We start from the raw sequence: 23,993 nt of genomic DNA, 5'->3' as shown, positions 1-23,993 counted from the left end.
CTGTCCTGGACCCCTTCCGGCGCCGGATTCCCATCCCGCGAAGCCCATGCCGGGGCCGCCGCGGTCATCGCCATGACGGCGATCAGCGAAACGCCCGTGCGTGCCAGCATGGACCCACCGAGTGCAGTACCCGTTGATCGAATTTGCGCCATTTTCAGAAACCTCCCCTCCATTGTCGATGCCGCGGACGATGGCCCGCAGCACATCACAGCGCCTCTGGCGGACGCGCGATTCGTGATGATTATGATTACTAGTCATACTAATTGGGGTCTGGCAACGGTGTCAGGCATTTTTTTGCCCCTGTGGCCAGGGTGCCACAGGGAGCGGCGCGGACGCGCAAACCCCGGCATTTGCGAGAACTTGGAGGCGGGCGCGGGAGTACCCCGTCGCCCGCCGGGCGCGGCGACAGGCGCCCATGCTACAAAATCAGACAAATGCGCCCGCGTCTCTGGTGATCGGCGTATGCGCGCATGGGATGGGCCCGGATCCGGACCTGGGAGCCTCGACAATCAACAGCTCGTCATCCCCGCATAGCCGGGGCCTCGGGCCGCGTGCCCGTCGCATGAGATCCCGCTTACGCCGCGATGACGAAGGCAGGTCCATCGCTGGCGACACGAGGCCGCCTGCCTAATGCCACTTACTCGCCGAAGCGGGCCTGCATCGATTCGGGGGCGATGCTCAATCCCGCTCAGCGTGAGCTATTTGCCTGACAATTATGCGGCCGAAGAGGGAGATTCCTCTCAGAGTCACCGCACTTTTCAGAAATACTCTTGACGCACGCGGTGTTTGTCAGACAAATAAATTTTTGCCAGACGCCATAAGGGGCGCGGCCCAGGAGAGGGGACTAATATGAAGCGGTTTGGGCTTTTCGTTTCGGTTGCACCGTTGGCGCTGATGGCGCTTCCTGCATATTCTCAGACCGCAGCCACATCGACGACGCAGGACGCTCCTGCCGCAGAGGAGCAGACGGAACAGGCCCCCGCCGACGAAGCCGGCACCGAGGCCGACCCCCGGGACATCGTGGTGACGGGCTATCGCGCCAGCCTCGGGACCGCGCAGGCGATCAAGCGCAATTCCGATGCGATCCTGGACGCGATCGTCGCCCAGGACATCGGCAAGCTCCCCGACAACACGGCGGCGGAATCGCTTGCACGCGTGACCGGCGTGCAGGTGAATCGCTTCAGCGACGAAGTGAGCCAGGTCCTGGTTCGCGGCCTCCCCGACGTCGCGACCACTTTCAACGGCCGCGACATCTTCACGGCCGAACTCCGCCGTTCCCAGCTGCAAGATTTCCCTGCGGGCGCGTTGGCCGGCCTGGAGGTCTACAAGTCGGGCACCGCAGACCTGCTCGAACCCGGCCTTGCGGGCCTCGTCAACGTCCGCTCGCGCCGCCCGTTCGACTTTGCCGAGAATTTCGTCATCGCCGGCGGCATTCGCGGCACCTACAATGATCAGAGCGACAAGTTCGACCCGCTCGGGAACATCCTGATCAGCGCCCGCGCCGAGAGCGGCATCGGCGAGATCGGCATTCTGGTGAATGCCTCCTACAGCCAGGCGCAGTATCGCAATGCGGTGCGCTGGGGGGATGGCTGGATCACCACCCCGAGCGCGGGCTCGACGATCTCGCCTGCGTCCGTCGGTCGCGATTTCCGCATCCCCGCGGCGGTCGGCGTGTACAATGACAGCGGCAAGCGCTGGCGCCCGGCGCTCAATGCCAGCGTCCAGTGGAAGCCCTCTCCCGACCTCGAGATCTACTATGACTTCCTCTACCAGGGCTATCGCGGACGCGGCGCCAACGACTGGTGGCGCACGCCGCTGATCGACGGCAATCCGACGCTGACCAATGTCGTCCTGCGCGAGGACAAGCCCGATCAGGTGGAGAGCCTGACCAAGGTGGGCGGCTTCCGTCCCGAAGCGTATCGCAGCACCAATGCCGGCTACACCAACACCTATCAGGCTGCGGGCGGCATCAAATGGACCGTCGGTCGCGCCAAGCTGTCGACCGACCTCGCCTACACGCGAAGCGAATATGGCTCAGACGAATGGAGCTTCGACTCCTCGCTGTTCAGCTCGCCGACGGCAAACGTCCAATTCTTCGTCGACAACGGCGTGTCATGGGACTTCGAAGGCTTCGACGTCGAGAATCCGGCCAATTATCGCTGGCGCGGCTATTATGAGAGCATCTACCGCGTGCAGGGCAAGGGATGGCAATGGCGGGGCGATCTCGACCTCGACACGGACATCTCGTTCCTCCCGAGATTCCAGTTCGGCGTGCGGTGGACCGATCGCGACGCCTCGCTCGAGCGCGGGAGCCGCTACGCCTATACCGACACGCTCAACATCCCCCTTGCGAACACGCCGGCCGGCGCGCTCGAGCTGACGCCGAACGCGTTCCGCGGCAACCAGGGCTTCACCAGCTGGCTCATGCCTTCGCGCGAGGGCATTGCCGGCAATGCCGCCGCGTTGCGGCAGTTCGCCTACCAGTCGCTGCAGCAGATCGTTGCGGCGAATCCCAATGATGCGGGCTATCGCGATGCGCTCGCGCGCTTCTCGACGCCTACCGTCCAGCTGGATCCCCGCGCCGCCTTCTTCGCGGAAGAGCAGACCTATGCGTTCTACGGCCAGACCAAGTACGAATTCGATCTGGGCAGTTTCCACGTGGACGGCCTGATCGGCGCGCGCGTGGTCAATACCGTCGGGCGGTACAGCGGCAATTCGAACGTCACCTTCAATGGCGTCACGACCAGCGAACCGCGTGTGACGAAGGCGAACTATGTCGACGTGCTTCCGAACTTCAGCCTCCGCATCCGCCCGGACGACAAGCTGCAGATCCGCTTCGGCGTGACGAAGACCCGGACCAAGCCCGAATTCGGGCAGCTCAATCCGGCGCTCTCCATCTCGCAGAACACCTCCCCCATTCCGCCCGGCGGCGTGGTTCCGGACACGCGCTTCGCACTCGGGCTCCAGGGGCGTCCCAATGCCTATGGCGGCGGCGGCAACCCGGATCTGAAGCCCCTGACCTCGACGAACTACGACGCCACGGTCGAATATTACTTCTCGCCCACCGCCTCGCTGAGCGCAGCCGTATTCTATCGCGATCTGAACGGCTTCATCGCGAACTATACCAATCGTACGATCGATCCCGTGTATGGCCTCATCGAGATCAACCGCCCCGAGAACGCGGGCGCGGGCAGGATCAAGGGCGTCGAGGTCGGCGGTCAGACCTTCCTAGACTTCCTGCCCGGCTTCCTCAGCGGCTTCGGCGTGCAGGCGAACGTCACCTATCTCGACGGCGAGCAGCAATATCCTGCGAACCTGTTTGCCAGCGTGACGGGCTCCAACGCGGAACCGCCCTTCGTCAAGATCCCGGGATTGTCGAAGTGGACCTACAATGCGGCCCTGTTCTTCGAGAAGGGCAAGGTATCCTCGCGCCTCTCCCTGAACAACCGTGCGTCCTTCCTGAACGGGAACTTCGTCAACGCGCAGGGCGTATACCTGGGTGAGGGAACCGAGAATATCAGCCGCCTGGATTTCTCGTTCAACTATACGCCGATCGAGGCGGTTACGCTTACCCTGGATGTCGCGAACATTCTTGCGAAGCCTTTCAACAACTATGCGCAATATGCGGAAGATCGTTACTATCCGCGCGACATTCGTGACGAGGGCCGCTACTTCGGCGTAGGCGCGCGGTTCCGCTTCTGATTGCTTGCTTCGTCGAAGGGGCGGCGGCGCCCGCTCCTTCGACGAACCCATGGATCACGGGATCAGCTATCCTCGATTATTGTCAGACAAGATGAACCGATATCCCGTGCGGATCGCAAGCGGCCTGGCCCAGCCAGCACCGATTGCCTGACAAGAACACGCGTTTCGGTAACGGCGGGGTTGCCGCAGCGGCATCCGCAAGCCTAAGCTCGCGCTCTCGGAGGAAGACATGACGGCGGGCAAGCGCGGGCGACCTGCCCATATTTCTCTGGCACAGCAGCTTGGCGTGTCGATCGTCACCGGATCGCAGGAGCCCGGCACGGTCCTCCCCGGGGAAGTCGAACTGGCCGAGAAATTCGGCGTATCGCGCAGCGTGATACGCGAATCGCTGCGCATGCTGTCCGCCAAGGGGCTGGTCGAGAGCAAGCCCAAGGCCGGCACCAAGGTCCGCGACCGCCATTCCTGGAACATGCTCGATCCCGAGCTGCTCGGCTGGATGTTCGAAGGCGCGCCGCCGCTTCCCTTCGTGCACAGCCTCTTCCAGCTGCGCATGATCGTCGAGCCCTCGGCGGCCGAGCTGGCGGCCCTGGGACGGAGCGCGCGCCAGCTTTCACGCATGGGCCACGCACTCGAGGAAATGGCCAAGCATGGATTGTCGAACGAGATGGGCCGTGCCGCCGACGAGCGCTTCCACACCCTCATCCTCGAGGCGACCAGCAACGAGCTGCTGATCAGCCTCTCGGCCAGCATCTCGGCGGCGGTGCGCTGGACCACCTTCTTCAAATATCGCGCGATGAAGCAGCCCCACGACCCGATGCCCCAGCATCAGGCGCTGTTCGAGGCGATCGCCAACAGCGACGCGGCCGCCGCGCGCGAGGCGACCGCGGTGCTCGTCCGCCAGGCCCAGATCGATACCGAAGTCGCGATCGAGGAAGAGACGCGCCGCGCAGCCGCCGCGGCGAAGGGGAACGGGCACTCGACACGCAGCTAGGGTCCACCGCTCCAGGCTTGACCGGCACCTTCTCTGGCTTATTGTCCTACATAATAATTTGCCGTCCTACATGATAAGCGGGGGGAGGCGTTCGCGGCGATAGCCGCGGCGCCGCGAACGAGGACGCCCCGACGAACCGGGAGATCAGTCGGTGAAGAAGATCACGCGCGCGCTGCTCGCATCGGCCCTGCTGCTGGCGGCGCCCGGCGGCGCAGCGGCGCCGAAGCTTCCCGACACGATCCTGTACGGCGTCGCTTATTATGACGAATACACGCCCGTCGACCGTGTCGAGGAGGATGCGCGGCTGATGAAGGCCGCCAACATCAGCGTGGTCCGGATCGCCGAATCGACTTGGGGCACGCTCGAGCGGCAGCCGGGAGTGTTCGACTTCACCCATGTCGATCGGATGCTGGCGGCGATGCATCGCCACGGCATCAAGGTGATCGTCGGCACGCCCACTTATGCCATCCCGACCTGGCTCGCGCGCGCGCGTCCGGGCGTCCTCGTCACCCGCCCCAACGGCCGCGCCGAGTTCGGCTACCGCCAGAACATGGACATCACCGATCCCGACTATCGCGCCGCGGCCGAGCGCGTGATCGTCGCGCTGATCGACCATGTGAAGGACCATCCCGCCGTCATCGGCTACCAGGTCGACAACGAGACCAAGGCCTATGGCACCAGCGGCCCCAACGTCCAGGCCGCCTTCGCCGCCGCGATGAAGGCGAAATGGCCGAGCCTCGACGCGCTGAACAAGGCTTGGGGGCTCGACTACTGGAGCAACCGGATCAATCGCTGGGAGGATTTCCCCTCCACCAACGGCACGATGAACGCGAGCGTCGCCAACGCCTTCGCCGAGTTCCAGCGCGGCCTCGTCACCGAATTCCTGACCTGGCAGGCGGGCCTGGTCCGCGCCCATGCCCGGCCCGACCAGTTCATCACGCAGAATTTCGATCTCGGCTGGCGCGGGCATTCCTATGGCGTGCAGCCCGAGGTGAACCATTGGCTCGCCGCGCGCCCGCTCGATGTCGCGGGGGTGGACATCTACCATCCCAGCCAGGAGCGGCTGACCGGCGCCGAGATCGCATTCGGCGGCGATCTCACCCGCTCGATGCGCGACGGGCAGAATTATCTGGTGCTCGAGACCCAGGCGCAGGGCTTCCCCGAATGGACGCCCTTCCCCGGCCAGCTGCGGCTCCAGGCGTTCAGCCACCTCGCCTCCGGCGCAAACCTGGTCGAATATTGGCACTGGGCGACGACGGCCAATGCGGTCGAGACCTATTGGCGCGGGCTGCTCGGGCAGGATTACAAGCCCAACGCGCTCTATGACGAAGCCAAGGGCATCGGCGCGGACTTCAGGCGGCTCGGACCCAAATTGGTCGACATGACCAAGCGCAACCAGGTCGCGGTCTATGTCAGCAACCGTGCGCAGAGCGCCTTCGATTCGTTCCGCATCAACGCCGACGGCCAGAGCATCAGCTACAACGAAGTGCTCCGCCCCTTCTACGACGCGCTCTACCGGCAGAATATCGAAGCCGACATACTCTCGCCCGACTCGAAGACCCCGCTCGAGCGCTACAAGCTGATCGTCGTGCCCGCGCTCTATGCCGCGAGCGACGCCGAGCTCGCGCGGCTCAACGCCTTCGCCCGCGGCGGGGGCCATGTCGTCTACACCTTCAAGAGCGGCTTTTCCGACGAGAATACGCAGGTGCGCTATGCCGCGCAGCCCGGCGGGATCGCCGAGGCGGCGGGCGTGACCTATCAAATGTACACGCCCCCGCACGACGTGACGCTCGACATGGATCCGTTCCGCGCGGGCGCGCCGGCCGATCCCGAGGCGCTCAAGGTGCGCTGGTGGATGGAGATGCTGAAGCCGACCACGGCGACGGTGCTGGCGCGATACCGCCACCCCTCCTGGCCCGCCGACGCCGCGATCACGCGCAACCGCTACGGCAAGGGCGAAGTGACCTATGTCGGCTTCATGCCGAGCGACGTGCTGATCGAGGAGCTGCTCGCCGATGCCGCGCGCCGGGCGGAGGTCCCGGTCGGGTCGACACGCTTCCCGCTGATCGTGCGCGGGGGCACGCTGAAGAACGGTCACCGGGTGCGCTACGTCCTCAACTATTCGGCGCGGCCGGCGACGCTGGCGCCGGGCGTCGCGCCGGGAACCGAGCTCCTCACCGGACGCAGGCTGGGCAGCGGCGACGCGCTTACGCTGCCGCCCTGGGGCGTCGCCGTGGTCGAGGACTGACGGGCCCATGCCGCTGATCGATCGCCGCACCTTGCTGGCCTGCGGCCTCGGCGCCGGCTGGCTGGTGACGCCCAGGGCGCACGCCCGGATGGCAACGCGCCTCGGAGCCGATGCTCTGCGCGCTGCCGCGCTGCAGGATCCGCTGGAGATAGGCGACGCGCGGCCCATGCTGTCCTGGCAGGTGATCGGTCCGCCGGGCGCGTTTCAGGCCGCCTATCGCATTCGCGTCGCGAGCGATCCGGCGATGCTGGCGGCGGGAAAAGCCGACCTCTGGGACAGCGGGCGCGTCGAAGGCGGCGTCGCGACGGGTGTGCCCTACGCCGGCCAGGCGCTGGTCTCGCGGCAGCGCTGCCACTGGCAGGTGAAGCTCTGGAGCCTGGGCGGGGAATCCGGCTGGAGCGCGCCGGCGGTCTGGGAAATGGGGCTGCTGCAGCCGGCGGACTGGGCGGGCGAATGGCTGGCGGTCGAAAGCGCGGCGGAGCGCGACGATCGGCTGGCCGAACCGCGCTGGATCGAGGCGCAGACGCCGGACGAGCGGCAACCCGGCCGGTTCCGCCTTTCCTTCCGCAGCCGCGCCGGCGAGGGCCGGCTGACCATCCACACCGCGAGCAGGCTCCTGCGCCTGGCGCTCGATGGGCAGCCGATCGAAGTGCCGTCCTGGCATCCGGACGCCTATGGTGGGCCGCCGGCGGCGAGCTTCCCCCTCGCGCTGACGGCGGGCGAGCATGTGCTGACAGCCGAGGTCGCCGCGCGTCGGGAGGGCGGCAAGGCTTTGGCGGCATTGGCGGCGCAGATCCGGGTGCCGCAGGCCGACGGCTCGGTCCGGCGGCTGGTCGACGGCTGGCAGGTCGCGGGCCCCGACGGCAGCTGGCCCCCTGCGCCGATGCGCGAGGAGCAAGGGCATTTCCCCTGGCCGCCCACGCCCGCGCGCCTGTTGCGCCGGGCGTTCCGTCTGGACGCCGCTCCGCGCACGGCTCGGCTCTACGTCGCGGCGCTCGGAGGCTATCGGATCTGGATCAACGGCCGCCGGGTGGGCGACGACGAGCTCCAGTGCGAACCCGCCGAATATCGCCAGCACATCCCCTATCGCACCTATGACGTCGCGCCGCTGTTGCGGGCGGGCGACAATGTCGTCGGGGTGCTGGCCGGCGACGGCTTCTACGCCAGCTACCAGGCACCCGACGGCCGCTGGGCCTATGGCCCCGCCCCGCGCCGCCTCAGGCTGATGATCGAGGCACAGGCCGTGGACGGCGCCGTGGAGCGGATCGCAACCGACTCCGAATGGCGCCACCGCCAGTCGCCGATCACCTTGTCGGAAATCTATGCCGGCGAAGATCATGATCGCCGCGACTGGCCGCAGGGCTGGTCCGCCCCCGGCTTCGACGATGGCGGTTGGGAGCGCGCATGGTCGGCCCCTGCCCCCGCGGCGCAACTGGTGCCGCCATTGGCGCAGCCGATCCGGGCCACGCGCATCGTGCCGCCGCTCGCGATCCGCCGGATCGGGCCGCGCACGCATCTCATCGATTTCGGACAGAATTTCGCGGGCCGCGTGCGCCTGACCGTGGCGGGCGAACGCGGGAGCCTGGTGACCGTCAGGCACGCCGAGATCCTCACCGCCGACGGGATGCTCGACCGCCGCAACCTGCGCGTGGCGCGCGCGGAGGATCGCTACGTCCTGGCCGGCGAGGCACGGGAGACGCTCGAACCCATCCTCACCTTCCAGGGCTTTCGCTACGCCCAGGTCGACGGCCTCGCCGAGCTGCGCCCGGACATGGTCGAAGGCGTCGTCCTTTCCAGCGACCTGCCCGAGATCGGCACCTTCACGATCGCCGAGCCCATGATCCAGAAGCTGTGGCTCAACACCCTGTGGAGCCAGCGATCGAACTTCCGCGGCAATCCCACCGATTGCCCGCAGCGCGACGAGCGACTCGGCTGGACGGGCGACGCCCAGGTCTTCTGGGACACCGCCGCCTTCAACATGGACGTGGGCGGCTTCACGCGCTCCTTCACGCGCATGCTGCGTGCCGACCAGGCGTCGAACGGCGCCTATCCGATGTGGTCGCCCTCGCCCAAGGGATTGGGATGGGGATCGTCGACGCCGACCCCGGGATGGGCGGACGCGGGGGTGATGCTCCCCTATGTCAGCTTCCTGCACAATGGCGACGCGGCGGTGGTCGACGACAATTGGGCGGCGATGACCGCCTATCTCGAGGGCATCTTGGCGGCCAATCCGGACGGGCTCTGGAAGGAAGGGCGCGGCGCGGACCTGGGCGACTGGCTGGCGCTCGACGCCAAATGGCCGGGCGACGAGACGACCCCCAAGCCCTTGATCGCGACCGCGATGCTGACGCGCTCGCTCGACCAGATGGCGCAAATGGCGGCGTGGACCGGCCGGGAGGACGCGCCCCTCTGGCGGCGCCGCGCCGAGGCGACACGGGCTGCCTTTGCCCGGGCCTTCGTCGCGGCCGACGGCATTGTCGGCAATGGCAGCCATACCGGCTATGTCCTCGCGCTGCGCCTCGACCTGGTGCCGAAGGAACTGCGCGCCGCCGCAGGAGCGAAGCTGGCCGCGGACATCCGGCGGCGCGGCACCCTGCTGTCGACCGGCTTCCTCGGCACGCCGCTCGCGCTCGACGCGCTGGTCGACACCGGCGAGACCGCCCTCGCCTACGACCTGCTGCTGCGCACCGACTATCCCTCCTGGGGATATATGGTCCGCCGCGGCGCGACGACGACCTGGGAACGCTGGAACAGCGATGTCGGCGACGTGTCGATGAACTCGTTCAACCATTATGCCTTCGGCGCCGTCTGCTCGTTCCTCTACCGCCGGGTGGGCGGGATCGAGCCCGTCGAGCCCGGCTTCAGGCGTTTCCGGGTCGCCCCCGCCTTCGATCCGCGCATCGGCTCCGCTGGCGTGTCGCTGCGAAGCGCTTCCGGCCCCATCCGCCTGGATTGGGTCCGCGAGCGCAGCCGCGTCGTCGTCCGGCTGGATGTTCCCGCGAACACGACCGCCGAGCTCATGCTGCCCGGCCTGCGCCGGACCTATGGCCCAGGGCGGCATGAGCTGACCTCCCGCGCCTGACCTGTCCATATCCGCAAAGCCTGTGTAGGGCGCGCGGATGCGCTATTTCGCAAGCCAGCAGCAGGATCTCGCGAACCTTGCCGCGCAGGATCGGTCGCGGCGGCTGATAGCGCGGGCCGGACGGGACTTTTCCTCGAACGACTATCTCGGATTGGCGGGCGCGCCACAGCTCGCCACCGCCGTCGCCGAGGCGCTGGGCCGCGGGGTGCCGATCGGCTCGGGCGGTTCGCGGCTGCTGCGCGGCAACCATGTCGAGCACGAGGCGCTGGAAGCCGAAGCGGCACGCTTCTTCGGAAGCGAGGCGGCCTTGTTCTTCTCGAGCGGCTATGCCGCCAATGCCGCCTTGTTCGCAACATTGCCCCAGCGCGGCGACCTGATCGTGCACGACGCGCTGGTCCATGCGAGCGCGCATGAAGGAATGCGGCTGGGTCGCGCCCAATATCGCGCGGCGGCGCACAACCAGGTCGACGCCTTCGACCACGCCATCACCGCCTGGCGGCGCGAGGGCGGCACCGGCCGGATCTGGATCGCGGTCGAGAGCCTCTACAGCATGGACGGCGACCGCGCGCCGCTCGACATGCTCGCGGCGCTCGCCGACCGGCACGAGGCGATCCTGCTGATCGACGAGGCGCATGCGACCGGCGTGTTCGGTGCCGAAGGACGCGGGCTCGCGCATGCGCTGGAGGGGCGCGAGAACGTCATCACGCTGCACACCTGCGGCAAGGCGCTCGGCTGCGAGGGCGCATTGCTGTGCGGGCCGGCGGCGATGCGCGATTTCCTCGTCAATCGCGGGCGGGGCTTCATCTTCTCGACCGCGCCCTCCCCGCTGATGGCGGCAGCGGTGCGCGCGGCGCTGCGGTTGCTGGCGGAGGAGCCGGACCGCCGCGAACGGCTGCACGAGCTGATCCGCTCGGCGCAGACGCTGCTCGCGCCGCTCGGCGTGACCCGCACGGACTCGCAGATACTGCCGCTGATCCTCGGGGACGATGCGCGGACGATGCGTCGCGCCGCCGCATTGCAGGCCGCGGGCTTCGACGTGCGCGGCATCCGGCCGCCGACGGTGCCCGCCGGCACCTCGCGGCTGCGCATCTCGCTCACGCTCAATGTCGGCATGGACGACGTCGCGGCGCTCGCCGAGGCGCTGGCATGAGCCGGGGGATCGTCGTCACGGGCACCGACACCGACATCGGCAAGACCGTGTTCGCCGCGGCGCTCGCAGCCGCGATCCAGGGCGCCTATTGGAAGCCGGTCCAGGCGGGGCTCGACGAGGGCGGCGACCGCGCCCGGATAGCGGCGCTCGCCGGCTTGCCGGAGGACCGCATCCTGCCCGAGGCCTATCGCCTACGCACCCCCTGCTCGCCGCACCGCGCGGCCGAGATCGACGACGTGACGATCGATCCGGCGCGGCTCGCTCTACCCTCCTGCGATCGGCCTTTGGTGATCGAGGGCGCGGGGGGCGTGCTCGTGCCGCTCACGCGCGAGCTGGTCTATGCCGATGTCTTCGCGCGCTGGCGGCTGCCGGTAGTGCTCGTCGCGCGCACGGCGCTCGGCACGATCAACCACAGCCTGCTCTCGATCGAGGCTTTGCGCGCCCGCGCGGTGCCGATCCTAGGCATCGCCTTCGTGGGAGAGGCGAACGAGGACAGCGAGGCGACCATCGCCGCGATCGGCGGCGTCCGCCGGCTGGGACGGCTGCCGATCCTCGATCCGCTCGCGCGCGAAAGCTTGGCGGACGCCTTCGCGGCCAATTTCCAGCTCGCGGACTTCGCGGCATGACCTCGCCGATCTGGCATCCCTTCACCCAGCATGGCCTCGGCGAGCCGATCCCGCTGGTCACGCGTGCCGAGGGCGCGGCGCTCTACACGGCCGAGGGCGATCGCATCATCGACGCCATCTCGTCCTGGTGGGTGACGACGCACGGCCATGCCGATCCGCGGATCATGGCCGCGATCGCCGGGCAGGCGGGCAAGCTCGACCAGGTCGTCTTCGCCGGCTGGACCCACGAGCCCGCCGAGACGCTGGCCGCGGGGCTGGTGGCGATGATGCCCGATCCGCTGGCTTATGTGTTCTTCTCCGACAGCGGCTCGACCAGCGTCGAGGTGGCGCTGAAGATGGCGCTCGGCTTCTGGGCGAACCGGAACGCGGCGCGGCATCGCATCGTGGTGATGGAGCACAGCTATCATGGCGACACGATCGGGGCGATGTCGGTGGGCGCGCGCGGCGTGTTCAACCAGGCATACCAGCCGCTGCTGTTCGACGTCGCGACCATCCCCTTCCCCGAGCCCGGCCGCGAGCAGGCGACGCTCGACGCGCTGGAGGCGCATTGCCGCGAAGCGCCCGCCGCGTTCATCGTCGAGCCGCTGATCCTCGGCGCGGGCGGCATGAAGACCTATACGCCCGCCTTGCTCGCCGAGATGCGCGCAATCTGCGCCCGCCGCGGCGTGCTGTTCATCGCCGACGAGGTGATGACCGCCTGGGGCCGAACGGGCAGCCTGCTCGCCTGCGACCAAGCGGGAGTGGTGCCCGACATCCTCTGCCTCTCCAAGGGGCTGACCGGCGGCGCGGTCCCGCTCGCGGTGACGCTCGCGACGGGGCCGATATTCGAGGCGCATCTGTCCGACGATCGCGCGCGGATGTTCTTCCATTCGTCGAGCTACACGGCCAATCCGATCGCCTGCGCCGCCGCGGCCGCCAACCTCGCGATCTGGCGCGAGGAGCCGGTGCTCGCGCGCGTGGCCGATCTCGGCCGGCGTCAGCAGGTGCGGCTCGACATGCTCGCCGGGAACCCGAAGGTCGCCAACGCCCGTCGGCTTGGGACGATCGCGGCGTTCGAGATCGAGGGAGCGGCGGGCTATCTCTCGTCCGTCGCGCCGCGGTTGATGGGGTTCGCCCGCGAGCGCGGCGTGCTGCTCCGCCCGCTCGGCAACACGGTGTACGTCATGCCGCCTTATTGCACCGACGACGACGACCTCGACGCGATCTATGCGATGCTCGGGGAATTCCTCTCCAGCGAATGAGACCGCTCAAACCGCCGCGAGCTCCGGCACGGCCATGAGCTCGTCGGTGAAGCGCTTGCGCCACCACATGACGTCCTCGCGCTCGATCCCGTCCATCAGCGCGCGCCAGCGGCGGATGCGCTCTCCGCGCGGCATGCGCAAAGCCTCGAGGATCGCGTCCGAGATCTCCTCGGCGCTGTAGGGGTTGACCAGTACCGCCTCGCGCATCTGCGCGGCGGCGCCGGCGAAGCGCGACAGGATGAGCACGCCGGGATCCTCGGGGTCCTGCGCGGCGACATATTCCTTGGCGACGAGGTTCATCCCGTCGCGCAAGGGGGTGACGAGCCCGATCCTCGACGCACGAAACACCCCGGCGAGCACGTCGCGCGGATAGCCCTGGTTGACGTAGCGGATCGGCACCCAGTCGAGATCGGCATGCGCGCCGTTGATCCTGCCCGAAAGGCCCTCCAGCGTGTTGCGGATGCGCTGATAGCTCTGGACCGAGGCGCGCGACGGCGGAGCGATCTGGAGCAGGAAGACTTCCTTGCGCTCCTCCGGATGCTCCAGAAGGAAGCGCTCGAAGCCGAGGAAGCGCTCCTCGAGCCCCTTGGAATAGTCGAGCCGGTCGACGCCGACGATCATCGCGCGGCCGACGGCGCTGCGCTCCATCTGCGTGCAGGTCGCCCGTGCGGCCTCGCTCTCCGAAAGCCCGCGGAACTCGGTCGTGTCGATGCCGATGGGCGCGACGATTACGCGCACGGTCCGGTTGCGGAAGCGCAGCACGTTGCCGTCCTCGACCTCGGCGCCCATTTCGAGCCGGGCGAAGTCGCAGAAGGACTGCAGCCATTCCTCGGTGTGGAAGCCGATCACGTCATATGCGAACAGCGTCTCGGCCAGCTCGTTCGCCTCGGGGAGCGTGGCGAGCAGGCGGCGGGGCGGCCAGGGCGTGTGCAGGAAGAAGCCGATCCGGTTGCGGCACCCGCGGCGGCGCAGCTCCTGCCCGAGCGGGATCATGTGATAGTCCTGGATCCAGACCACGTCCTCCTGCTCGATCAGCGGACGCACCGTCTCCGCGAAACGCTCGTTCACGCGCTGATAGCCGCCTGCGAAACCGCGCTCATATTCGGCCAGATCGATCCGATAGTGGAACAGCGGCCACAGGGTGCGGTTGGCATAGCCGTTATAATATTCCTCGATGTCCTGTTCCTCGAGGTCCACCGTTGCCGTGGTATAGCCCTGGCCACGCTGCAGATTGACCTGCCCGGTGAAGCTTTCGGCCTGCTCGCCCGACCAGCCGAACCAGATGCCGCCCATCTCGCGCAGCGCCGCCTCGAGCGCGACCGCCAGCCCTCCCTGGGCGCCCGAATGCGATCCGTCGGGGGCGCTCACGCGGTTCGAGATGACGATCAACCTGCTCAACGAATCGAACTCCAGGGCTTGCTCAGCAGGGCGGCGCAATTGATCATGCCGACCAGCGAATAGGTTTGCGGATAATTCCCCCAGAGCTCGCCGCTGACCGGATCGATATCCTCGGAAAGCAGCCCGGCGGCGGTGCGGCGCGTCAGCATCTCCTCGAACAAGGCGCGCGCGTCGGCGCCGCGGCCGGTGAAGTGCAGCGCCTCGATCAGCCAGAAGGTGCAGACGTTGAAGGCGGTCTCGGGCAGCCCGAAATCGTCCTCGGTGGCGTAGCGCAGCATGTGCGATCCGCGCCGGAGCCCCGCCTCCACCGCCGTGAGCGTGTCGACGAAGCGCGGATCGCCCGGCGAGAGGAAGCGCAGATCGAGCAACTGGATCAGGCTCGCGTCGAGATCGTCGCCCGAAAAGGTCGCCGACAGGCGCCGCGTGTCCTCGCGCCAGGCGGCCGTTTCGATGCGCGCGCGGATATGGTCGGCGCGGTCCTGCCAGAAGGCGCGCCGCGCCTCCAGGCCCAGCGCCTGCGCCGCATTGGCGAGCCGGTCGCACGCCGCCCAACACATCGCCGCCGAATAGGTATGGACGCTCTGGCGGGTGCGGAGCTCCCACAGGCCGGCATCGGGCTGGTCGTGATAGTCCCAGGCGCGCTCGCCGACCTTTTCCAGCGCCTCGAAATCCTCGACCCCCGCCATGCGGAACAGCCGCTGGTCGAAAAAGGCCTGGGCGTTGGAGAGCACGATCTGGCCATAGGCGTCGTGCTGGATCTGCGCATAGGCCTGGTTGCCGACGCGGACCGGACCCATGCCGCGATAGCCGGCGAGGTCCGGCGCGAACCTTTCCTCGAGCACGCCCTCGCCGAGCACCCCGTAGAGCGGCTGGATGTGCCCGCCCCGCGCGCCGTCGACGATGTTGCGCAGATAGCCCAGATAGGCTTCGAGGACATCGAGCGCGCCGAGCCGGTTGAGCGCCTGGACGGTGTAATAGGCGTCACGGATCCAGCAATAGCGATAGTCCCAGTTGCGCTGCGACCCCGCATGCTCGGGGATCGAGGTGGTGAGCGCAGCGACGATCGCGCCGGTCTCCGCATGCTGGCAGAGCTTGAGGCTGATCGCGGAGCGGATCACCACTTCCTGCCATTCGAGCGGGATGGCGAGGCCGCGCACCCATTCGCGCCATTCCTCCTCGGTCTCGCCGAGCATCGCGTCGAGCGTGGCGGCGATATCGCCCTGGAAGGCCTCGTCGGGCCCAAGGAAGAAGTGAAGCGGGCGCTCGAGCCGGAAGACGCGCTCCTCGTGGACCATGCCCACTGGTGCGTTGGTGGTCAGCCGCATCGCGAGATCGTCGAGCTGGAACCGCAGGTGGTTGGAGCCGCCCACGCGGCTGGCGCAACTGCCGCCCCAGCCGCTGGTCGGGCGCAGCCGCATGCGGATGCGCGGACTGCCGGCGAGCGGGCGCACGATCCGGGCGAACGCCATGGGCCGATAGCTGCGCCCCATGCGCCGGAAATAGGGGCAAAAGTCGATCACTTCGATCGCATTGCCCGCCAAGTCCGTGTGGCGGGTGACGAGGATCGGCGTGTTCCGGCGATAGGTCTGCTCGGTGGAGACGCACTCCTCCAGCTCCACGCTCCAGAACCCCGCTTCGGGCGTCTCGCCTCCCACCAGCGCGGAGAAGAGCGGGTCGCCGTCGACGCGCGGCACGCAGCCCCAGACGAACCGCCCGCCGCGATCGACCAGCGCGCTCACCTGGCAATTGCCGATCGGCCAGAGATCGAGATCCATCACGCGGCGTTGCCGGCCGCAGCAAGCCATGCAAGCGCTTCCGGGACCCCGTCGAGCCGATAGCGCGCCGCCGTCGCGCGCGGCGGGCCGACCAATATGCCGGCACCACCCAGGGCCTTGGCCGCAGCGAAGCCGGGTTCGTCCGTATGATCGTCACCCATGAAAAGGGGACGCGTGGACGCCCTGCCCGGTTCCGCCATCAGGGCTCGTACCGCCTCGCCCTTGTCTCCACCGGGCGCCCGGACCTCGATCATCATCTTCCCCGGTTGGAAATGGAGGCCATGGGCCTGCGCCAGCTCCGCCGCGAGCGCCTCGCACGCGGCCCCCGCTTCGGGCGACTGGCGGAAATGCAACGCCACGCCGAGCGGCTTTTCCTCGAGAAGCACGCCGGGGCGCCCCGCGGCATGCACGCGCATCCGCTCGCCCGCGATCGCCAGCCCCGCTGGCCGCTCGGCGAGCGCGCGACGCCCATCGGCCCAGCGGAACTCCATCCCGTGACTGCCGACGATGTCGAGCGCCGGCCGGTCGAGCAACGCCGCCACCTGCTCCGCGGGCCTGCCGCTGATCAGCGCCACGCGGCCGCCCAGCCGCTCGAACAGCTTCCGCAGCACCGCACGAAGCTGCGTGTTCACCACTACGGCATCGGGGGTGTCGGCGATCTCCACGAGCGTCCCGTCGAAATCGAGGAAGAGGCTCGCATCCGCGCGCAGCAGATCGATTGGCGGAGGATCCATGGCCTTGGGGATCGGGAGGGAAGGAACGGGGGGCACTCCCCGATCATCGTATCTCGGCCTATTTTGTTCCCTGCGGGATCGCCGAGAGCGTGAAGCTGTCGACGTCCAGATAGCCCCGGCTCGGCGTCGGACTGTAGCAGGCGATGGCGAATTGCTGCCCCTGGAAGGTGCCGGTCCGCCAGTCGAAAGCAAGCGGGAACGCATCGCCCATCTCGTGCCAGCTCCGCCCGTCCATGCTGTAGGCGAGCTGTGCGCGATCGGTGATGAAGTCCATGTCGGCGCGCAGCCACAGCCGTGTGCCCGCGATCGGCTGCGCCGCGGCACGCACTTGCGTCCTGGGCCCCTCCTGGGTGGATTCGGTGAGCTCCATCGAGATCGCGTGCCCACCGCCGCCGGTCCCGGTCACGACGATCTGGCCGCTATATTTGCCGAAGGTGCCGAAGCCGCAGCGGTCGCCCGGCTGCACCTGCGCGATGTCGAGCTTCACCACGCCGCGCCCGCGCGGCGCCTGCCCCTTCTGGAGCAGAGTGTTCCGCGCCGACCACAGGTCCTGGGACACGGTCGGGCGCAGGCGGAGATAGCCGCGCCGCTCGGTCAGCGACCAGCGCGCATTCTCGGGATTGTGGTTCCACTGCCATTGCAACCCGAGCACCGGCGCCGTGAAGTCGTCGGAGCCCGGCGGCTCCGCGAAGGGATTGCCCTGGATCGGCTTGCGTGCGGAGGCGGGGACGCGGCCCGGCGCCTCGGGCGTGCCCCAGACCGGCCAGTCGTCCTGCCAGAAGACCGGGCTGATGTTGGTCACCCGCCCGATCGCACCGGCATCCCGCATCACGAAGCCGTACCAGCCGCCGTCGGGGAGATCGACGAGCGCGCCCTGGTGCCCGCCGGTGCGATCGTCGATCTGGTCGCGCGTCTCCCAGGGACCGGGCAGGTTGCGGGCGCGCGACACCGTCATGCCGAGCCGCGACGGGATGGCGTTGAAGATATAATACCAGCCGCCGCGCTTGATGATCTTCGATCCCTCGGCGCCCTTCACATAATGGATCTTCCGCGACGCCTGCACCGACCGGAGGTCCGGCGAGAGCGTCAGCAGCGTGATCGTGCCGTCAGAGCCTATCGAGGTGGCGAGATAGGCCTTGCCGTCGTCGTCGAAGAACAGGGCCGGATCGAAGGCGGCGCGATCGAGTTCGACATGGCTCCACGGCCCGGCGATCCGATCGGCGCTGTAGATCCGCGTGTTCAACCCGACCGGAGTCACGGCGATGTGGAAGCGGCCGCGATGATGCCGCAGGCTGGCCGCGAACAGCCCCTGGCGATAGGCACCGCCTTCCTTCAGGTCATAGCGCGGGTGCCCGTCGATCCTCGGCACGACATGCGTCGCGATGCGCCAGTTCACCAGATCCCGGGACTCTAGGATGGTGAGGCCGGGCGAATTCGCGAAGGTGGTGGTGACGAAATAGAAAATGTCGCCCACCCGGATGATGTCCGGATCGGGATAGTCGGCATTGAGCGGCGGGTTGCGATAGGTCTGGTCGCCCTGGTCCGACCGCCAGACCTGCGCCTCCGCCGCGCCCGCCGCCAGCAGCAGAGCCGGGAGCGCGCAGGCACGCAGCAGCTTCGCCACCATCACGCGCTCAGTGCATCGACGCCGCGCCCGCTTCCGCCCGGACGATCTGCGCGCGGCCCGCGAGGAACGCGAACAGGCAGAGCGCGACATAGCAGGCGGCCGGAACGATGAGCGCGAAGGCGTAGCCGTGCTTGTCGGACAGCGCGCCGACGAGCAGTGGGAGCAAGGCGCCACCGACGATCGCGGTGCAAAGCAGCCCCGAGGTCGATTCGACCGTTCCGGTGGAGCGTTCCAGCGTCAGCGTGAAGATCACCGGGAACATGATCGAATTGAACAGCCCGATCGAAAGCGCGACGAAGCCCGCGGTCACGCCGCCGACGGCGAAGACATAGAAGCACATCGCAGCCGCGATCGCCGTGAACACGGCGAGCAGCACATGCGCTCGGACCGCGGCAAGCAGCCCGGAGCCGATCGCGCGGCCCACCATGGCTCCGCCCCAATAGAATGCCACGGCCTTGCCGGCTTCCTGGAGCGATACGCCGGGCACGCCATCGCTCCCCATCAGATAACCGAGAAGCGGCACGCCGAAAGGCGCATCGGACTGCCCCCAGACGCTGTTGTCGTTGAGCAGCAACGCCATCTGGGTGCCGATCGCGACTTCGGCGCCGACATAGAGGAAGATGGCGAGCGCGCCGAACAGCGCCCAGCGCGAGTTCAGCGCCGAGAACAGTCCCGCGGTCGAGGCGACGGGCGGCGCGGCCTCGGTGACGACGCGGCGGCTGAGCCAGAAGAACACCGCCAGCGCGGCGATGAGCGCGCAGATCCACAGATAGGCCGAATCGATCCCGGCAAGCGCCTCCGCACGCACCGCGGGAGTGATCGCCATGCCTTCCTTCACCTCGACCCCCTTGAGGAAGAGATGCGCGCCGAGCAGCGGCCCGATGAAGGTGCCGATCGAGTTGAAGGTCTGGCTGAGCGTCAGCCGCAAATGGCTGTATTTGGGATCGCCCAACGCCGCGGCGAGCGGGTTGGCCGCCACCTGCAGGATGGTGATCCCGCTGGCGAGGATGAACAGGCCGAGCAGCACCAAGGTGAAGACCGCGAGATTGGCCGCGGCGAGCATCACCAGGCACCCGGCGATCATCAGGCCCAGGGCGATCAGGATGGTCGGGATCGACTTTGCCCGCGACAGCAGGGCGGCCGCGGGGAAGGAAATCAGGCCATAGGCGATGAAGAAAGCGAAGGCCGCGGCCTGCGCCTGGAGATTGGTCAGCGTGAAGATGCCCTTCACCGAGGCCACCAGCGGGTCGATCAGCGAGGTGATGAATCCCCATGCGAAGAACAGCGTGGTCACGGCCGCGAAGGCCAGCGTAGTGCTCGACGTGCTCGTACTCGGACGCGCCACGGCAAAATCCTTCCTGCTGGTGCTTGCACCGGTCTCCGCGGCGCCTGCGATTATTATGTTTGATTTCCTAATTCGCACAGCCCGCCACGCTTGGCTAGGCCGCCGCGCATGCCGCGGCGGCGAGCGCGATCGAGCCCATCGGGCCCGCCATGTCGCCCAGCGCCGGGGGCGTGACGTAACCGCCGATCCGGGGCAGCTGCATATAGCCGTTGAGGCTCTTCGACAGCGCCGCCTCGATCCGCGCGAGGAGGTGTGGCTGCGCGGTGACCACGCCCCCGCCGATCGCGATGCGCTGCGGCGCCGATCCGCAGACGATCGCATGCGCCATGGCGGCGATATAGGCGATTACCGGCTCCCAGACCGGATCGTCCGCGGCCACGTCCCGCACGCGCCGGCCATCGAGCCGCGACACCAGGGCCGAGCCCGAAGCCAGCCCCTCGACGCAATCCTCGTGGAAGGCGCACACGCTGGGATGCATGTCTCCCGCCAGTCGCGGCACCCGCACATGCCCCAATTCGCTATGCGCGAAGCCCCGGGTCGGGCGGCCATGGACGACCAGCCCCACGCCGACGCCGGTCCCGACCGTGACATAGGCGAAGTCGTCCATCCCCTGGCCGCAGCCCCAGGCGATCTCGGCCAGGGCGGCGCCGTTGACGTCGGTGTCGAACCCCACGGGCACCGCGAAGGGCGCGGACAGGGTGCCGAGCACGTCGGTGCCGGCCCAGCCCGCCTTGGTGGTCGCCAGGATATGGCCATGAGCCGGCAAGCGCGCATCAAGCTCGATCGGCCCGAACGAAGCGATGCCCAGCGCGCGGAAGCCCGGGTGCCGGTTCCAGTCGTGCAATATCTCGAGGATCGTCGGCAGCGTCTCGTCGGGGCTGGTCGTCGGCACGATCTGCTGGTCGAGGATCCTGCCCGGCCCGGAGGCGAGGGTGCACACGCATTTGGTGCCCCCCAGCTCGACGCCGGCAAAAGGAAGGTCCTCCGCCGGAGCGCCATCCGAAGCATCCGCCAGCCCGGACGACGGCAAACCGTTCGACATTCCCCCTCCCATTGCAGCCATATGCTTGTGAAACCCTTCGGGCCTGTGAAACCCTGGGGTCGTACAGCCTTGCGGCCGCCATTAATAATCCAAATTACATAATTCAACGGTCGCGGGGAGGATTGCGATGAGTGCATCCAACGGCAAGCCGAACCCCTTGGGCGGCACGGCCTCGCAGGGCCGTCCTGCGGCTTCGGTGCCGCGGCGACTGCGGGGCAGCCCGGGCTTTCGCGGACCCGTCCGGCGGCCCCCGTGGCTGCGGCGATAGCGGGGCACGAATGCGCCTTTGGCTTTCCCGTGGTGGCACAATATACCCAGGTATTGCCGTTCCGGCTGTTCGCCGGCGCGATGATGGTGCAGGCTGTAGTGATCTGGCGATACTTCCCCGAGACGCGCGGTGTCGCACTGGAGACCATGGAAAGGACAGTCGAGGGCCGGAAATGACAGGCACGGAAATCAAGGCTTCGACTGCTGATAGCGCTACCTTTCCGATCGGACGGCCCGGCGCTGCGATCCTCCGTGCCCACAGCGTGACCTCCCGCGCATGACGGCCACGACGACGGGCGCCCGCCCGCGCCTTTCCGGCACCAACCTCGAGCGCGCGGCCGATCACAACCAGCGCGTGACGCTGCACGCGATCCGCGTGCTCGGCCCGCTCACCCGCGTCGAGCTCGCCGGCATCACCGGGCTGACTGGACCCGCGATCGCCAACATCACCAAGCGCCTGCTGCAGGACGGGCTGATCGAGGAGGCCGGCCAGCGCCGCGGCGGGCGCGGCCAGCCGCCGACCAAGCTCGTGGTGCGCGCCGACGCCTGCTACTCGATCGGCGTCAATATCGACCGCGATCACATCACCCTGGTGGTCGTCGACTTCTCGGGGCAGACGCTCACCCGCGTCTCCGAGGAAGTCGACTTCGCGCTGCCCGATCACGTCCGCGCGCTCTATCGGCGCTCGATCAGGAACATGCTGCGCAAGGCGAAGGTGGACGTCGCCAAGGTGGTCGGGCTCGGCGTCGCGGTTCCCGACGATCTCGGGCTGGTCGACCTGCCCGGCCGCCCCGCCGATTATGCGGCGTGGGACAGCGTCAACATGATCGACCTGTTCCGCGAACCGCTCAACCTGCCGGTCTTCGTCGAGAACGACGCCGCCGCGGCGGCGATGGGCGAGATGCAATTGGGGCTCGGGCAGAAGAACAACAGCTTCTTCTACATCCTGATCTCCTCGGGCCTCGGCGGCGGGCTGGTGGTCGACGGCTCCTATCTGCGCGGCGCCGACGGTCGCAGCGGCGAGCTTGGCTTCATGCGCGCGGCGCAGGGCGAGGAGATCCAGCGGATGGTCTCGCTGTCCGGCCTCGCCCGCCATCTCGAACGCAGCGGATGCAGGCTCGCCGATGTGATGCACGCCACCGATCCCGACAAAGCGACCAACGCCTGCGTCGCCGCATGGATCGAGGACGCCGCGCGCCAGCTCACCGTCCCGCTCGACGCGATCAACTGCCTGATCAACCCCGCGGCGGTGCTGGTCGGCGGGCGGCTGCCGACCGCGATCCTCGAGCGGCTCGCCGCGCGGGTCAACGCGCTGATGCAGGAGCGCGCGAGCCAGCTGCCGACGGTCGCGCCGGTCATCCGCGCGGCGCTGTCCGAGGATGCGCCGGCGGTGGGCGCGGCGATCCTGCCGTTCAGCCATTTCCTGCTGCCCAAGCAGGCGGCCTTGTGGAAGGCTTCGGCCTGAACCAACCAAAAGGTTCGCGATGCGCGACATCCAACCTTCCGGTTGGACCAGAAAAGCCCGGATTCGCGCGGATTTCCAGCGTTTTTGACGCTTTGGCGGTTTACGATGTTTACTGCTCCTTCGCGTGCGCGCGCGAAGCAACCGACAGGAATGGGCGCGCCTATTGCGGGAATCGTGCTGCTCGGCCATGAGCGAACGAAAGCAGAACAAATCCTACATTGCCAGCGCTATCCTGAGTTTCGGCCCGGCCGCGCGTTCAGCGCATGCGCGATCTCGGTGACGTGCCGCAGATCGCCGCCGCAGCACGCGCCGAAGATGTTGAGCCAGGGCATCCGCGCGGCAAGATCGGCGTAGAGCTGGCCCAGCTCATGCGGGTCGCCGGCATCGAGCTCGGGCGCCTCGTCGAGCTCGGCATGGCTGCGGCGCGAGGCATTGGCGCGGATCCCGCGGATGCGGCGGGCCCAGTCCGCATCGTGCAATGCGCCCGCGAAATGGTCGGGATGGGCGCAATTGACCATGAAATAAGCCGTCGCCCCTTCCGTCTGCGCATCGACCGACCGGATCGCGTCGGCGAGCGACTGGCCGTCGGGTAGCCTGCCATCGGTCTCGACGGTGAAGGAAATGGCGACCGGCAGGCCGAGCTTCGTGGCGGCCTGCACCAGCCCCACCGCTTCGCTCGACTGGTTGAAGGTCAGGCCGGTCACCATGTCGATCTCGGTCGGCGCGAGCCAGCCGAGCTGCTCGGCATAATATTCGGCGGCCTCATCGGCGGGGATCTTGCGCTCGGGGCGATAGGCGTCGCCGCGCGGACCGATGGTCGCGCTGAGGACGATCGGCGGGCCGCCCTCGAAACGCGCGCGCAGGCTGCTCGCCAGCGCGACCGCGTCTTCGTTCGCCGCGCGTAGCTCGTCGGGGCTTTGGCCGAGATCGGCCGACCAGTGCCGGTGTGCCTTCCACGTCGTGGTATCGAGGACAAAGCCGGCGCCGGTTTCGCGGGCGAGGTTCAGGAATCCTTCGAAATAGCGCTCGATCGCCGCCCGTCCCTCGGCCTCGGGCAATAGCGTGTGCGCCGCGAACTCACGGATCTCGATGCCGTGGTTGAAGATCAGATCGGTTTCCAGACCGGCATCGGTCAGGAAAAGGTTGCCGCCGAGCTGCGGCAGCGCGTCTCTGTACCGGGCCATCGTAAGTCTTCCCCCCGTGGATGAACCTCCCGGATCTTCTATCATGCGAGGAAGATCAGACTAGGGTCGGGACTCAATTAGCCGGGCGGGCTGCAAAGCCCTCCCCCTTGATGGGG

At 68.0% G+C, this 23,993-nt stretch carries 16 protein-coding genes; 9 read left to right on the top strand and 7 right to left on the bottom strand.

Translation table 11 applies throughout. The features are described 5' to 3' along the window. Positions 1–894 precede the first annotated feature (894 nt). From MT490_RS10700 to MT490_RS10670, 7 genes are all read left to right on the top strand, one after another. Positions 895–3,702, top strand: coding sequence for a TonB-dependent receptor (locus MT490_RS10700; RefSeq protein WP_297387090.1), 2,808 nt, complete (start codon positions 895–897; stop codon positions 3,700–3,702). 229 nt (positions 3,703–3,931) lie between these two features. Then, on the top strand, positions 3,932–4,693 hold the full coding sequence (locus MT490_RS10695) for a FadR/GntR family transcriptional regulator (RefSeq protein ID WP_297387087.1): 762 nt from the start codon (positions 3,932–3,934) through the stop codon (positions 4,691–4,693). 151 nt (positions 4,694–4,844) lie between these two features. After that, the gene (locus MT490_RS10690) at positions 4,845–6,941 is read left to right on the top strand and encodes a beta-galactosidase (RefSeq protein ID WP_297387084.1); all 2,097 of its coding nucleotides are present in this window, start codon (positions 4,845–4,847) and stop codon (positions 6,939–6,941) included. Positions 6,942–6,948: 7 nt separating this feature from the next. Then, positions 6,949–10,023: an alpha-L-rhamnosidase gene (locus MT490_RS10685; protein WP_297387080.1), complete on the top strand. Its 3,075-nt coding sequence runs from the start codon at positions 6,949–6,951 to the stop codon at positions 10,021–10,023. Between the two features lie 37 nt (positions 10,024–10,060). After that, positions 10,061–11,173, top strand: coding sequence for an 8-amino-7-oxononanoate synthase (locus tag MT490_RS10680; RefSeq protein WP_297387078.1), 1,113 nt, complete (start codon positions 10,061–10,063; stop codon positions 11,171–11,173). Beyond that, positions 11,170–11,799 carry a dethiobiotin synthase gene (gene bioD, locus MT490_RS10675; protein ID WP_297387076.1) on the top strand — a complete coding sequence of 210 codons (630 nt, stop codon included), beginning with the start codon at positions 11,170–11,172 and terminating at the stop codon, positions 11,797–11,799. Before MT490_RS10680 ends, bioD begins: the two co-directional genes overlap by 4 nt. After that, positions 11,796–13,040, top strand: coding sequence for an adenosylmethionine--8-amino-7-oxononanoate transaminase (locus tag MT490_RS10670; protein WP_297387074.1), 1,245 nt, complete (start codon positions 11,796–11,798; stop codon positions 13,038–13,040). Before bioD ends, MT490_RS10670 begins: the two co-directional genes overlap by 4 nt. 6 nt (positions 13,041–13,046) lie before the next feature. On the opposite strand, the gene MT490_RS10665 is transcribed toward MT490_RS10670, so the two are convergent. The 6 genes from MT490_RS10665 to MT490_RS10640 all read right to left on the bottom strand — a co-directional run bounded on the left by MT490_RS10665 (position 13,047) and on the right by MT490_RS10640 (position 20,961). Then, a complete protein-coding gene (locus MT490_RS10665; RefSeq protein WP_297387071.1) occupies positions 13,047–14,438 on the bottom strand; it encodes a trehalose-6-phosphate synthase in 1,392 nt (463 codons plus the stop codon). Further along, positions 14,435–16,216 (bottom strand): glycoside hydrolase family 15 protein, encoded by a 1,782-nt coding sequence (locus MT490_RS10660; RefSeq protein ID WP_297387069.1) that lies wholly within the window; start codon positions 16,214–16,216, stop codon positions 14,435–14,437. The genes MT490_RS10665 and MT490_RS10660 overlap by 4 nt, the downstream gene beginning before the upstream one ends. Next, a complete protein-coding gene (gene otsB / locus MT490_RS10655; protein ID WP_297387068.1) occupies positions 16,213–16,947 on the bottom strand; it encodes a trehalose-phosphatase in 735 nt (244 codons plus the stop codon). The genes MT490_RS10660 and otsB overlap by 4 nt, the downstream gene beginning before the upstream one ends. Positions 16,948–17,005: 58 nt before the next feature. Next, a complete protein-coding gene (locus tag MT490_RS10650) occupies positions 17,006–18,574 on the bottom strand; it encodes a glycoside hydrolase 43 family protein (protein WP_297387065.1) in 1,569 nt (522 codons plus the stop codon). 7 nt (positions 18,575–18,581) lie between these two features. After that, positions 18,582–19,919 (bottom strand): MFS transporter, encoded by a 1,338-nt coding sequence (locus MT490_RS10645; protein ID WP_297387061.1) that lies wholly within the window; start codon positions 19,917–19,919, stop codon positions 18,582–18,584. Between the two features lie 94 nt (positions 19,920–20,013). Further along, complete coding sequence (locus tag MT490_RS10640) at positions 20,014–20,961, bottom strand: ROK family protein (protein ID WP_297387058.1); 948 nt, start codon at positions 20,959–20,961, stop codon at positions 20,014–20,016. A gap of 300 nt (positions 20,962–21,261) precedes the next feature. Here MT490_RS10640 and MT490_RS10635 point away from each other — a divergent pair, with 300 nt between their 5' ends. Together MT490_RS10635 and MT490_RS10630 are read left to right on the top strand one after the other, a co-directional pair. Continuing rightward, positions 21,262–21,405, top strand: a complete 144-nt coding sequence (locus MT490_RS10635) for a hypothetical protein (protein WP_297387055.1) — start codon at positions 21,262–21,264, stop codon at positions 21,403–21,405. Between the two features lie 100 nt (positions 21,406–21,505). Further along, positions 21,506–22,693 (top strand): ROK family transcriptional regulator, encoded by a 1,188-nt coding sequence (locus MT490_RS10630; RefSeq protein ID WP_297387052.1) that lies wholly within the window; start codon positions 21,506–21,508, stop codon positions 22,691–22,693. 227 nt (positions 22,694–22,920) lie between these two features. Here the strand turns inward: MT490_RS10630 and MT490_RS10625 are convergent, their stop codons facing one another. Then, the gene (locus tag MT490_RS10625; protein WP_297387050.1) at positions 22,921–23,877 is read right to left on the bottom strand and encodes a homocysteine S-methyltransferase family protein; all 957 of its coding nucleotides are present in this window, start codon (positions 23,875–23,877) and stop codon (positions 22,921–22,923) included. Positions 23,878–23,993: the final 116 nt, after the last annotated feature.

The organism is Sphingomonas sp. (assembly GCF_026460985.1).
Taxonomy (GTDB): domain Bacteria; phylum Pseudomonadota; class Alphaproteobacteria; order Sphingomonadales; family Sphingomonadaceae; genus Sphingomonas.
Note: the sequence above shows the minus strand (reverse complement) of the source record. Positions and strands in the feature narration are given on the sequence as shown.

Bases quoted from the DNA above. Each gene is read 5' to 3' on its own strand.
- MT490_RS10700 (WP_297387090.1), top strand. From the start codon at position 895: ATGGCGCTTCCTGCATATTCTCAGACCGCAGCCACATCGACGACGCAG.
- MT490_RS10695 (WP_297387087.1), top strand. From the start codon at position 3,932: ATGACGGCGGGCAAGCGCGGGCGACCTGCCCATATTTCTCTGGCACAG.
- MT490_RS10685 (WP_297387080.1), top strand. From the start codon at position 6,949: ATGCCGCTGATCGATCGCCGCACCTTGCTGGCCTGCGGCCTCGGCGCC.
- MT490_RS10680 (WP_297387078.1), top strand. From the start codon at position 10,061: ATGCGCTATTTCGCAAGCCAGCAGCAGGATCTCGCGAACCTTGCCGCG.
- bioD (WP_297387076.1), top strand. From the start codon at position 11,170: ATGAGCCGGGGGATCGTCGTCACGGGCACCGACACCGACATCGGCAAG.
- MT490_RS10670 (WP_297387074.1), top strand. From the start codon at position 11,796: ATGACCTCGCCGATCTGGCATCCCTTCACCCAGCATGGCCTCGGCGAG.
- otsB (WP_297387068.1), bottom strand. From the start codon at position 16,947: ATGGATCCTCCGCCAATCGATCTGCTGCGCGCGGATGCGAGCCTCTTC.
- MT490_RS10650 (WP_297387065.1), bottom strand. From the start codon at position 18,574: ATGGTGGCGAAGCTGCTGCGTGCCTGCGCGCTCCCGGCTCTGCTGCTG.
- MT490_RS10640 (WP_297387058.1), bottom strand. From the start codon at position 20,961: ATGTCGAACGGTTTGCCGTCGTCCGGGCTGGCGGATGCTTCGGATGGC.
- MT490_RS10630 (WP_297387052.1), top strand. From the start codon at position 21,506: ATGACGGCCACGACGACGGGCGCCCGCCCGCGCCTTTCCGGCACCAAC.
- MT490_RS10625 (WP_297387050.1), bottom strand. From the start codon at position 23,877: ATGGCCCGGTACAGAGACGCGCTGCCGCAGCTCGGCGGCAACCTTTTC.